General features: G+C 70.7%; 11 protein-coding genes. 9 read left to right on the top strand and 2 right to left on the bottom strand.

Annotation, left to right across the window (positions count from 1 at the left end):
• Positions 1 to 29 precede the first annotated feature (29 nt).
• The 8 genes from ACGFYN_RS37025 to ACGFYN_RS36990 are packed head-to-tail and all read left to right on the top strand — an operon-like array spanning position 30 to position 8,724.
• The gene (locus ACGFYN_RS37025) at positions 30 to 1,196 is read left to right on the top strand and encodes a hypothetical protein (protein WP_393870355.1); all 1,167 of its coding nucleotides are present in this window, start codon (positions 30 to 32) and stop codon (positions 1,194 to 1,196) included.
• Positions 1,193 to 1,963: a WecB/TagA/CpsF family glycosyltransferase gene (locus tag ACGFYN_RS37020; RefSeq protein ID WP_393870354.1), complete on the top strand. Its 771-nt coding sequence runs from the start codon at positions 1,193 to 1,195 to the stop codon at positions 1,961 to 1,963. Before ACGFYN_RS37025 ends, ACGFYN_RS37020 begins: the two co-directional genes overlap by 4 nt.
• Positions 1,963 to 3,222, top strand: a complete 1,260-nt coding sequence (locus ACGFYN_RS37015; RefSeq protein WP_393870353.1) for a nucleotide sugar dehydrogenase — start codon at positions 1,963 to 1,965, stop codon at positions 3,220 to 3,222. Before ACGFYN_RS37020 ends, ACGFYN_RS37015 begins: the two co-directional genes overlap by 1 nt.
• Positions 3,223 to 3,225: 3 nt before the next feature.
• Positions 3,226 to 4,431, top strand: a complete 1,206-nt coding sequence (wecB, locus tag ACGFYN_RS37010; protein WP_393870352.1) for a non-hydrolyzing UDP-N-acetylglucosamine 2-epimerase — start codon at positions 3,226 to 3,228, stop codon at positions 4,429 to 4,431.
• Positions 4,432 to 4,482: 51 nt separating this feature from the next.
• Complete coding sequence (locus ACGFYN_RS37005; protein ID WP_393870351.1) at positions 4,483 to 5,343, top strand: chain length determinant protein; 861 nt, start codon at positions 4,483 to 4,485, stop codon at positions 5,341 to 5,343.
• Positions 5,306 to 6,871, top strand: a complete 1,566-nt coding sequence (locus tag ACGFYN_RS37000; RefSeq protein ID WP_393870350.1) for an oligosaccharide flippase family protein — start codon at positions 5,306 to 5,308, stop codon at positions 6,869 to 6,871. The genes ACGFYN_RS37005 and ACGFYN_RS37000 overlap by 38 nt, the downstream gene beginning before the upstream one ends.
• The gene (locus ACGFYN_RS36995) at positions 6,868 to 7,920 is read left to right on the top strand and encodes a hypothetical protein (protein ID WP_393870349.1); all 1,053 of its coding nucleotides are present in this window, start codon (positions 6,868 to 6,870) and stop codon (positions 7,918 to 7,920) included. Before ACGFYN_RS37000 ends, ACGFYN_RS36995 begins: the two co-directional genes overlap by 4 nt.
• A 12-nt stretch (positions 7,921 to 7,932) precedes the next feature.
• Positions 7,933 to 8,724: a glycosyltransferase family 2 protein gene (locus tag ACGFYN_RS36990; RefSeq protein ID WP_393870348.1), complete on the top strand. Its 792-nt coding sequence runs from the start codon at positions 7,933 to 7,935 to the stop codon at positions 8,722 to 8,724.
• On the opposite strand, the gene ACGFYN_RS36985 is transcribed toward ACGFYN_RS36990, so the two are convergent.
• Together ACGFYN_RS36985 and ACGFYN_RS36980 are read right to left on the bottom strand one after the other, a co-directional pair.
• Positions 8,716 to 9,189, bottom strand: a complete 474-nt coding sequence (locus tag ACGFYN_RS36985) for a hypothetical protein (protein ID WP_393870347.1) — start codon at positions 9,187 to 9,189, stop codon at positions 8,716 to 8,718. The two genes, ACGFYN_RS36990 and ACGFYN_RS36985, sit on opposite strands and share 9 nt — an antisense overlap.
• A gap of 78 nt (positions 9,190 to 9,267) precedes the next feature.
• Positions 9,268 to 10,491, bottom strand: coding sequence for a GNAT family N-acetyltransferase (locus ACGFYN_RS36980; protein WP_393870346.1), 1,224 nt, complete (start codon positions 10,489 to 10,491; stop codon positions 9,268 to 9,270).
• A 303-nt stretch (positions 10,492 to 10,794) separates the two neighbouring features.
• Here ACGFYN_RS36980 and ACGFYN_RS36975 point away from each other — a divergent pair, with 303 nt between their 5' ends.
• The gene (locus ACGFYN_RS36975; protein ID WP_393870345.1) at positions 10,795 to 12,168 is read left to right on the top strand and encodes a potassium channel family protein; all 1,374 of its coding nucleotides are present in this window, start codon (positions 10,795 to 10,797) and stop codon (positions 12,166 to 12,168) included.
• The last annotated feature ends 10 nt before the right edge of the window (positions 12,169 to 12,178 follow it).

Genomic DNA, 12,178 nt, shown 5'->3' with positions numbered 1-12,178 from the left:
GGACCCAGGGGGGTTGGTGTGTCCAAAAGATGACCACCACACGTCTGGCGGCACTCGGCCATGAGGAACCGCCGCTGTTCGCGCTCGCCCAACGACTGCTGAAAGTCGCCGAGTCGGGACTTCCATCCATGCTGCTTCCGGGGAGTGAGGCCTTCGTCTTCACCATGGCCGGGCAGCAGGCCCCCGACGGCTCCTGGGCCCTGGAACGGCGCGGGGCCAGCACCCGCTACGGGGCCATCACCGCACTCGGCGTCCGCTTCCTGCCGGAGGAGCGCCAGCGTGCGGTCCTCGGCGGGCGTACGGCCCAGGAGTTCGCGGGCCTGCTGGTCGAGTCGCTGCCCGCGGTGACCAACCTCGGCGACGCGGCGCTCATCGCCTGGGCCGCCGCCGAGACCGACCACCCCAAACTCTCCGACGCCCTCGCGCGGGTCTACGCGCTCGACGAGGAGGGCCGGCCGCAGTACACCGTCGAGGCGGCGTGGGTGCTGTCCGCCCTCGCGGCCGCCCGCGAATCGGTCGACGTGGAGGAACGCTTCACCGCGGCCCGGGACCGCCTGCTGCGCGCCCGTATCGGCGACAGCCCTCTGTTCCCGCACGCCACCGGCCCCGGCCTGGTGCCCTGGTACCGGACGCACATCGCCTGCTTCGCCGACCAGACCTACCCGCTGCAGGCTCTGGCCCGCGCCCACGCGAGCGCCGACGACGGCGACGCGGAGGCGCTGGCCGCGTCCGACGCCTGCGCGGCACGCATCTGCGAGCTGCAGGGTGAGGGCGGGCAGTGGTGGTGGCACTACGACGCGCGCACCGGCGGCGTCGTGGAGGGCTACCCCGTCTACAGCGTCCACCAGCACGCGATGGCGCCGACCGCGCTGTTCGACCTCGCGGACGCGGGCGGCACCGACTTCGGTGCGGCGATCCGCAAGGGCCTGCGCTGGATGACGGACGTACCCGAACTGGCGGGTTCGGAGCACCGGGAGCCGATGATCCTCGACGAGCTCGGCGCCACCTGGCGCAAGGTCTACCGGGGCGACCCGAAGAAGGCCGTACGCGCCGCCCGTGGCCTGTCCACCCGCGTCGCGCCCGGCCTGCGGCTGAAGTCCCTGGACCGGATGTACCGCCCTCTGTCCGTGGACCGCGAATGCCGGCCGTACGAGTTCGGCTGGATGCTCTACGCCTGGCAGGGGGGCCGGATATGACGCAGCGTCAACAGCTGTTCGGGGTCGAACTGGACCCGCTGACCATGGACCAGACCGTCGAGCGCTGCCTGGAAGCGGTCCGTGACGGCAGGCAGTTGGAGATCGGCGTGGTCAACGCCGCGAAGCTGGTGAACATGCGGCGCGACGACCGCCTCGCCAAGGCCGTCTCCGGCTGCGACCTGGTGCTCGCGGACGGACAGGCCGTGGTGTGGGCCGGCCGCATCCTGCGCGCCCCGCTGCCCGAACGGGTGGCCGGCATCGACCTGTTCCTGCGCCTGCTCGCCGAGGCGGAGACCACGGGCATCCCCGTGTACTTCCTCGGCGCCAAACAGGAGGTGCTGGACCAGATGCTGCTGAAGGTGGCCGACCGCTTCCCCGGCCTGAAGGTGGCCGGCAGCCGCAACGGCTACTTCGCCGACTCCGAGCAGCAGGAGATCGCCGACGGAATCGCGCGAAGTGGCGCCCAGATGCTCTTCCTTGGCATGACCTCGCCGAAGAAGGAGATCTTCACCGCCGCCTACGGCACCCGCACCGGCGCCCGCGTGGTGCACGGCGTCGGCGGCTCCTTCGACATCCTGGCCGGGGTCACCAAGCGGGCCCCCGCCTCCTGGCAGCGGTGGGGCATGGAGTGGCTCTACCGCGCGGTGCAGGAACCGCGCCGGCTGGGCCGGCGCTACGTGACCACCAATGCCTCCTTCCTCCTCATGACGGCGCGCGAGCTCTTCCGGCTCACCCCGTCGGCAGCTCCCGCGAAAAGGAGTCACTGATGCGCGTAGTCGTCGTGGGACAGGGTTACGTCGGTCTCCCGCTGGCCATCCGGGCCGCCGAGGTCGGACACGAGGTGATCGGCTACGACGTCGACACCCGAAGGATCAAGAGCCTCGCCGCCGGTGAGTCCTTCGTCGAGGACGTCTCCTCCGAGCGGATCCGTGCGGCGTTGGACAACGGCACCTACCGTGCGAGCGATTCGGCCCGCGACTGCGGCGGTTTCGACGTCGCGGTGGTGACCGTGCCGACCCCGCTGCACGAGGGCATGCCCGACCTCCGCTACATCAGGGAATCGGCCGTCACCCTCGGCCGCTACCTCCGCCCCGGCGCCACCGTCATCCTCGAGTCGACGACCTACCCGGGCACCACCCAGGAGATGTTCGGCCCGATCCTGGAGGAGGGCTCGGGCCTGACCGCGGGGACCGACTTCCACCTCGGCTACAGCCCCGAACGGATCGACCCGGGCAACGCAGTATGGGGCTTCAAGGAGACTCCGAAGGTCGTCTCCGGCGTCAGCGAGTCGTCGCTCAAGGCGGTGGATGACTTCTACGGCCAACTCGTCGACACCACCGTGCCGGTGGGCTCGCCCAAGGAGGCCGAGCTGGCCAAGCTGCTGGAGAACACCTTCCGGCACGTGAACATCGCGCTGGTCAACGAGGTCGCGATGTTCGCCCACCACCTGGACATCGACATCTGGCAGGCCATCGACGCGGCCTCCACCAAGCCCTTCGGGTTCATGAAGTTCACGCCCGGCCCGGGCGTCGGCGGCCACTGCCTGCCGATCGACCCCTCGTACCTGTCCTGGCGCGTGCAACGCGAACTCGGCCAGAGCTTCCGCTTCGTGGAGCTGGCCAACGACATCAACAACCACATGCCCGAGTACGTCACGCGCCGTATCACCGACCTGTTCAACGAGAGACGCCGCTCCGTGAACGGCTCGCGCATCCTGCTGCTCGGCCTGGCGTACAAGAAGAACACCGGCGACGCCCGCGAGTCGCCCGCCCTGCGCATCTCCCAACTCCTGCTCGACATGGGAGCGCAGGTCAGGGCCGCGGATCCGCACGTGGTGGAGAGCCTGCCGATGGACAGCCGGCTGGTGCGGGTCGAGCCGACGCCGCAGGAGCTGGCGGACGCCGATGTGGTGGTCCTGCTCACCGACCACGACGGGTTCGACTACGAACTCGTCGCCGAACACGCTCCCTTCGTCCTGGACTGCCGCCGACGGCTCCCGGCCGGGCCCACGATCGAGGTGCTCTGACCCATGCCGCGCATCGTCTGCGTCGCCGGCGCACGCCCCAACTACATGAAGATCAAACCGGTGATGGACGCCCTGGAGCACCGGGGCGCCGAGGTCGTCCTCGTCCACACCGGCCAGCACTACGACCCGGCCATGAACGACGTGTTCTTCGCCGACCTCGGCATCCGCCCGCCCGACCGCTACCTCGGGGTCGGCTCCGGCACCCACGCCGAGCAGACCGGACGCGTGATGACCGCGTTCGAACCGCTCCTCGACGAGGTGTCCCCGGACATCGTCGTCGTGGTCGGCGACATCAACTCCACCCTGGCCTGCGCCCTGGTCACCGCCAAGGCCGGCCCGCTGCTCGCCCATGTCGAGGCCGGCCTGCGCAGCCGCGACTGGAGCATGCCGGAGGAGGTCAACCGCGTCGCCACCGACCGCGTCGCCGACTACCTGCTGGCCCCCTCCCCCGACGCCGTGGACAACCTGCGCGCGGAGGGCTACCGGGATGACCAGGTCCACCTCGTCGGCAACGTCATGATCGACACGCTGCTGGCCAACCTGGAACGGGCGCGGGCCTCGAACGTCCTTGGCCGATACGGCCTGTCCAAGGGCGAGTTCGGCCTGGTCACCCTGCATCGCCCCGCCAACGTCGACGACCCCGAGGTCCTCGCCGGACTCCTGAAGGCGCTCGGCGAGATCGCGGGGAGCTGCCCGCTCGTGCTTCCCGTGCACCCGCGGGCGGCCGGGAAGCTGGCCGACATCGGAGTCCCGGGAGGCGTTCAACTCGTGCAGCCCGCGGGGTACTTGGACTTCATCGCCCTTCAGGACGCCGCCCGCGTGGTCCTCACCGACTCCGGCGGCGTGCAGGAGGAGACCACCGCGCTGGGCGTGCCCTGCGTGACCCTGCGCGACAACACCGAGCGCCCCATCACCGTCGAGCTGGGCACCAACGTGCTGGCCGGCCGGGACCCGGAGCGCATCGTGGCCACCGTGAACCAGGTGCTGGGCGCTCCGCCCGCGCCACGCCGGCCCGAGTTGTGGGACGGCCGCGCGAGCGACCGTATCGCCGACGTACTGCTGGCAGGAGGCACGGCGGCCACCCGCCGGCGGCCGACCGACCTGCCGGCATCTGCAGACCTTCCGACATCGACCGACCGGCCGAGACTCGTCGGCCAGAAGGCACCCATCGACCGGACGAGCCCCACGGACCGAACCTTCCCCATATGATCCGCTTGCAACATATGCTCGTCGAACGTCTGGTCGCTAGGGGGGACCACCATGGATCTCGCTGAGATCTTCCGGGTGATGCGCAGGCGCTGGTACGTCCTGCTGCCGGGACTGCTGCTGACCGCCGGCCTCATCGTCGGCGTGGTCACGATGGTCCCGGTCACCTACCAGTCACAGAGCACGGTGGTCCTCCTCAACTCCCAGAAGGCCACCGTGGCCTATGACGGCAACCCCTTCCTCAGTACCCAGACCTCACTGACCGGTATGGCCGACAGCCTGGCGCGCAACCTCAACTCCGACGACTCGCTGCGGGACCTCAAGTCCCTCGGTGCGAAGGGCACGTTCGAGGCCAAGCTGGCCGACAACGCCCAGGGTCCGCTGATGTGGCTCACGGTCACCGGCACCGACAAGGCCTCCGTGCTCGCCTCGGACAAGCTCCTGACGTCGTACGCCAAGGACCGTCTGGACCAGTTCCAGAAGCAGCAGAAGGTCAACTCCAAGGCCATGATCCGCATGACGACGATCGTGCCGCCCCAGAACCCGGTCGCACAGACCAAGACGCGGCTCGAATACATGGTGATGGCCGGAGGTCTGGGCCTGGTGCTGAGCCTGGTCGGCGTCTTCTACGTTGAGGCACGCCGCCGGCCGCGCACGGCGCCCGCGCCGGAAGAGGCCGTACAGCCCGAAGAACTCGTGGACCCGGTCTCCATCCCGGAGCCGACGGCCGGGGAGCCGGTCGCGGAACAGACGATCGCCCTCCGGCGCCCGCCCGCCTGGTCGCGGGCCGCCGAGAACCGGCGGGCCGCACAGCCGAGGGCCGGCCGGTCCGCCACGGCGGTGGCGCCCGCCGAGCCGCTCGACGAGGAGTCGACTCATGGACAGCGTTCGCACACCCGACAGCGAGAGATCTGAGGCGAGCGGGACATCTGCGGCGCACGAGAAAACGACGGCGGCCCGGCTCTCCCCGGATGGTGGCACCGCTGAGACAAGCGAAAGCGCTCCCGCCCCCGACTCCTTCGGGACGAAGGTCCGTTCGGCGGCCCGCTGGAGCCTGATCAACACCGTGGTCATGCGCCTGGGCAACTTCGCCACCGGCATCCTGCTGGCGCGCTTCGCCCTGGGGCCGGCCGAGTGGGGCGTGTACGGCATCGCCCAGACCGTGCTGCTGGTGCTGCTCTCGGCGAACGAGCTGGGCGTCAGCCTGGCCATCGTCCGCTGGGACGGCGACCCGCGCCGCTTCGCGCCGACCGTACTGACCCTGGCCACCGCGACCAGCTGCCTGCTCTACGTCGGCCTGTTCCTCTCGGCGCCGACGGTGGCCGGCCTGCTCGCCTCGCCGCACGCCACGGGCGTCCTGCGGGTCATGTGCCTGTGCCTGGTGATCGACGGAGTGGCCCAGGTGCCCGCGAGCTTCCTGACCCGGGAGTTCGCGCAGGGCAAGCGGATGGTCATCGACGCGCTCAACTTCGTCCTCAGCACCGCCGTGACCCTGGTGCTGGCCTTCGCCGGCTGGGGCGCGATGAGCTTCGCCTGGGGCGCGGTCGTGGGCAACGTCGCCGCCCTCATCGGCTGCGCCGTCGCCGCGCCCGGCACCCTGCGCTTCGGCTGGGACCGCGAACAGGCCCGCGCGCTGCTGCGGTTCGGGCTCCCGCTGGCCGGCGCGAGCCTGCTCGCGCTCGCGGTCGTCAACGTGGACACCATGGTCGTCGGCTCCACGCTCGGCGGAGTCGCCCTCGGCTTCTACGTCCTGGCGTTCAACATGTCCGGCTGGCCGGTCCGCGTCATCTCCGAGGCGGCCAGACGCGTCTCCTTCGCCGGCTTCTCCCGCCTCGCCGACTCCCCGCAGGCCCTTGCCCAGGGCTTCAGCCGCGCCCTCGGGGTTCTGGTCACCGGCACCGTGCCGCTGTGCGTCCTGCTCGGCGGCCTCGCCGGCCCCGTCGTCCAGCTCATCTACGGCGACAAATGGCTGCCCGCCGCCCACGCCCTGCCCTGGCTGATGGCCCTGGGCCTGATCCGCATCGGCTGCGAACTCGCCTACGACTGCCTGGTCGCCACCGGACAGCGCCGCTCCCTCATCCTCGTCCAGGGGCTGTGGGTCCTCGCCCTGGTCCCCGTGCTGATCGCCGGGGCCCGGATGGGCGGCATCGTCGGCGTCTCCCAGGGCCATGTCCTGGTCGGCGCCGTGCTGGTGGTCCCCGTCTTCCTGCACGCCCTCGGCCGGGCCGGAATCGGCCTCGCCCACATCGCCAGAGCCTGTGCCTGGCCCTTCCTCGGGGGAATCGTGATGACCCTGGTACTCCTCGCCGCGAAGTGGCTACTCGGCGACGGTGTCCTCGCGCTGCTCGCCATCGGCACGGTCGCGCTGGCCAGTTACGCGGTGTGCGTGCTGCCCAGCCGCCGATTCCTGCGCGGCACCTCCCGGACACCGGAGACCGTATGACCAGGCTCCGCACCTGTCTCGCCGGCCTGGCCCTCCTGCTGACCGCGGGCTGCTCCGGGTCCGCCGGCTCCACCTCGGCCAGTCAGGCTCCCAGCACCCATGACCGGCCCCCGGCCGCCGCAGACGACCCGACGAGCGCCGCCCCCTCGGCACGGGCCACGCCCAGCACGAGCCCTTCAGCCTCCGCTCCCGGCACCCACGGCCCCAGCGCCAAGCCCTCGGCACGCTCCACCACGGTGACGTCCCTGGAAGCCGGCTTTCCCAACGGCCGTACCACCGGCCCCCGTTCGGCCCTCAAGCCGCATTCCACGGGGAACATGAGCATCAAGACCGACGGCACGGTCATCAAGGGCTGGGACATCACCGGGTCACTCGACATCTACGCCGACAACGTGACCATCATCGACTCCAAGATCACGTCCACCAACTGGTGGGGGGTCAACCTGCGCCCCGGCTTCAAGGGTCTGCGCATCCTGCACACCACCATCACCGCCGTTCCGGGCAAGGGCCCCGACAACGGCGGTGTGGACTACGCCGTGTCCAACATGGGCGCCAGCTCCATCGAGGTCGGCTGGTGCGACATCTCCGTCTTCGGCAACGCCCTGTCCATGGGCCAGGGCAACATTCACGACAACTACGTCCACGATCTCGTGCCCTTCCGCAACGCCGGCGGCGAGTGGCAGCACACGGACGCGGTGATCAGTGGCGGCGGCAACTCCGGACAGCTGATCATTCGTCACAACACGCTCCTGAACCCGGTCGACGTCAACCGGGGCGCGTCCGCGAGCATCGGCCTGTTCGCCGACACCGGCCACGTCTCCAACACCGTCGTCGACAACAACCTTCTGGCGGGCGGCGCGTACGCCCTGTACGGCGGCGGCGACGGAGCAACCGGGATCACGGTCACGAACAACGTCTTCTCGACCCGCTATCACCGCAACTCCGGCGTATACGGCTCCGTCACGGCCTGGAACGCCGGGTCCGGCAACGTCTGGCGCGGCAACCGGTACGCCGACGGCACCCCGGTCACCCCCGAGCCGTCCGGCTGAGGAGAAGAGCTGATGAGACGCGTCGTCCGCGCCCCCTGGGAACTCCTCAAGCACGCCTTCGGCTGGCTGGTCCTGTTCGAACTCCGCAACAAGGTCCTGCTGGCGCCCTCGGCGCTGCGGCTGCGCCGCTTCGAGTCGGCGGAGGTGCAGCGCCTCGCGGCCACGACCGCCGCCGCGCCCGCCGCTCTCGTAGCAACGGTCATCGCCACGCACCGCCGCCCGGAGGCACTGCGGTCGGCGGTCCGCTCGGCCCTGGCCCAGAGTGTCCGCGACCAGCTGGTCATAGTCGTCGACGACGGCGCCGGCCTGCCGGAACTCCCGGACGACCCACGCCTGTTCGCCGTCTCGCTCTCCCGTAACACCGGCGTGGCGGGCGTGGTCCGCAACGTGGGCATCCGTCTGACGCGCTCCCGGTACGTGGCGTTCCTCGACGACGACAACCTGTGGGAACCGGACCACCTGGAACGGGCGTTGGCGGTCCTGGACTCCCCCGGCGCCCCCGACGGCATCTACACGGCGCTGCGCCGAGTCCTCCCGGACGGCACCGAACACGACACCCTCTCCGTCCCCTTCGACCGCCACCGCGCCGCCCGTGAGTCCTTCCTGGACACCAACGCGTTCGTCGCCCGCCGCGACGGCACCCTGCACTTCAGCCGCCTGCACCGCACCCCGAAGGTGCTCCCGCGCGAGGACTGGGAACTGATCCACCGGTACAGCCGGAGCCACACGGTGCGCCACGTACCGCACGCGACCGTGCGGTACCTGGTCAACCCCGAGAGCTTCTACACGACTTGGTCAGCCTGACAACCAGTTCGCCCGATGCAGCACGGCCATGGCAGTCGCGGATACCGAGGTGTCGGTGGCGTCGATGGTGAAATCCTCGACCTCGGCGTCGTCGAGGATGCGATCGAGTTCGCCCGAGCGGTTCAGATGCCAGCTCAGCCCGGCGTGATCGTCGCCATGGCGATGAGCAAGGCGACGGTGGACCATGGGCAGTTGAACCCGCAGGCGGCACACCGCCAGACCGATACCGAGTGCCTCCTCGTACTGTTTGCGTTCGGCCCGGCTTTCAGCCACCCCGGCCAGGACAAGCCGGGTCGCGCCTGCGTCGAGAAAGCTCCGCGCCATGCAGCGCAGGTTCCGCAGCAGCATGCCGAAATTGAAAGGGTCGGCTGCGGGTGTCGGCCAGGAGTTGCACAGCCGGTCGAGATCCATGACCGCGTTGGGGATCTCCGCGTCCGCGAGCAAGCCGCCTGCGGCGTCGGCCACCGAAGTCTTGCCTACGCCGACCGTGCCCGTGATCAGCAGAGCGCGGGGGGCTCCTTCGGAGAGCAATGACAGCGCCCGTCAGAACCAGTGCAGGCAATGCGGAGCCCGCTCCGCCCGGAACAGTGCGTCGGCAAGGGGCGCCGCACTCGGGTGGTGGGCCCTGATGTGGCCGGCGCGGACGAGCGTGCTCGGAGTCGTGCCGCCGAGGTAGATCGCGCCCAAGTCGCTTACGTCCAGGGACAGGTCGGGTTCTCGGTCCGTCGGGACGCAGTCCGCCTTGCCGTCGTGGACGGTCAGGAGGTAGCGGCCGTGTTCGTCGAGGAGCGGGTCGTCGACGTCGAGGACGAGTTCGCCGTCCGTGAACCAGGCGCGTGCGGTCAGGGCCCGGGGGATGTCCAGCAGTCGTACCCAGAGCCAGTCGGTGTCGCCGCTCAGCTCGCCGGCGCGAAAGTCCGTGAACTGCCAGAGCAGCGGGTGCTCGGGCGGGAAGTGCTTGAAGACGACCTGGTCGACGAGGTCGTGGTCGAGTACGAAACGGGCCAGGGCCGTGAAAGCGGCGTCGTTCGTCGCGATGGTCTCGTCGACCGTCAGCGTCTGGGAGTCGCCGATCGCATAGCTGGCGTAGCCGTCCGGGGTACCGTCGGCGTCGCGGTGGACGGCGACGTAGCGCGGCGTCGGAGCGATCGGGGCCTGTCCGGCGCCGGAGGCCCACCAGCGGTGCGGCCGGGACAGCGCGCCCGGCTGGGTGCGGCGGTAGCGGTCGTAGACCTCCTCCAGGATCTCGCCGCATTCGGCACGCCGTAGCACCTCGATGGTGCCGGTCGCCGGGGCCGCGGCCGCTTCCCGTGCCCGGGGCGCGGCGAGCGCGGCGCGCCGGCGCTGCACCGTCAGTCGCCGCATGTAGGTCGCCGGGCCGTAGCCGAACCTGCGGTAGATCAGGGCCTCGGAGGCCAGGAGGACAGAAAGGGCCTCCCCGCGCGCCCGCAGCTCGGTCAGCTGATGCCGCATCATCGCGCTGAGTACACCCTGGCGCCGGTGCGAGGGCACGACGCCGACGGCGGTCACGCCGCTGACCGGGAGAACGGTCTCGCCGGGCAGGGTGAGCTCGAAGGAGTACGCACCCGCCGTGCCGACGGGCCGCCCGTCCGCCGTCACGGCCAGCACATTGCGGTCCATTTCGAGGGCCGACCACCACACCCCGCTGCCGCCCTCGGCCGGCGTCTCCGGGAAGCGCCCGAATGCGACATGCAGCGTGTCGACGAAGACGTCGAGGTCCTGGTCGGTCGTGGAACGGATCTCCATTGCTGGCGCAGCCTCCCCTGTACGACGGCACCACCGCCCGTGGCGCCCCGCGACAGTGCAGCCCCGACCCGCGCCCAGGTCAAGCGAATTACGGCAGGTCCCGGACCCGCAGCCGTACCACGCAAATCGGATCGTCCCTGTCAAGTGCGGCGAACGTACAACGCACCACGTGATCGTCATCCATTTCGGCGGCAGGGTCGGCGCCGCGAAAAGGCGAGGCTGGTCGCCATGACGAAGCCTTCCTCGACCCCACCGTCCACACCGCCCCGCCGACTGCGGCTGACCGGAGGCTGAGGAGACGCCATGACCCACTCCCCCGACCCGGCCGGCGGCCGTTCCTTCGTCGTCATCGGCGAGACCAACGTGGCGCGCCGCGTGTGCGCGTCCCTGCGCGACGGTGCGCACATCGTGCGGCATCTGACCAAGCCCGGCGACGAGGAACTGCGGGCGGCCATGACGCCACCGCCCGACGCGGTGGCGGTGTTGCTGCACGACGACGTCGCGGCGCTGCGGTACGCCCTGGCCGTGGCGCACATGTCCGCCCACACCCCGATCACCGTCACCATCTTCGACCGCACCATGGCCGGTGAACTGCTCCGCCTGCTGCCGCAGTGCCACGTGACCTCGCCGGCCGACCTGGCGGCGCCCGCCCTGGCCGGCCCCTGTCTCGACGGCACGATCGCCGCCCTGTCCCACAAGGACGGCCGCCCGCACGCCGTCCGGGTCGTCGACGGGCAACCCCCGTCCACCCAACCCTGGAGACCGGAGCGCGCCGGCCGCCGGTTCCGGATCGGGCGCCTGGCAGGGCAGTTGAGGCCTCATGACGCCGGCGCCCGGCTGATGCTCATAGGCATGCTGGGCATGTTCGCCGTCCTCCTCGCCGACTTCACCTGGCTGATCGCGCTCGGCCATCACCCCGCGCAGGCGCTGTTCGACGCCGCCCGCGTCGTCGCCACCGTCGGACCCGCTGCCGCGCCCGAGCACTCCACCGTGTATCCCGTGGTGGCCAGCGTGTTCATGCTCAGCACCATCGTCTTCAGCGCCTTGTTCACCGCGGGCCTCATCGACCGGATGCTCGGGCCGCGGCTGGTCGGGCTGATCGGACCGCGCACCATCCCCCGCGCGAACCATGTCATCGTCGTCGGCATCGGCCAGGTCGGGCTGCGCCTGTGCGGTGAACTGCGGCGCCTGGGCGTGCCGGTGGTCGGTGTGGAACGCGATCCGGACGCCCCGGGCGTCCGTCTCGCCCGTTCCCTCGGCATCCCCGTCCTGACGGGCCACGGCGGCGACCGGGCCGTCATGGAGAAGGTCCATCTCGACCGGGCCCGGGCCCTGGCCGCCGTCGGCTCGGACGACCTCGACAACATCGCGGTCGCCATCGCCGCGCACGGCATCGCACCCGGAACCCGCGTCGTCCTGCGGGCAGGTGAGCACGAGGCGATCGCCGAGACCCGCTCCCTGCTGCCGCTGGGCACCATCCGCGACGTCACCAGCCTGTCCGCCGCCTACGTCCTGGCCCGCCTCCTCGACACACCGGCCACCGGCGTCATCGCCCACCAGCACCGCATGTTCGTCCAACTGCCCACGGGCGCTGCGGACAACACGGACACTTTCGAGCCCTGGCCGCTCGCGGCCCGCCACGGATGCGCCCACGTGGACGTCGCCCTGACCTCCTGAACGGCCGCTC

Source organism: Streptomyces sp. NPDC048419 (assembly GCF_043200415.1).
Taxonomy (GTDB): Bacteria; Actinomycetota; Actinomycetes; order Streptomycetales; family Streptomycetaceae; genus Streptomyces.
Note: the sequence above shows the minus strand (reverse complement) of the source record. Positions and strands in the feature narration are given on the sequence as shown.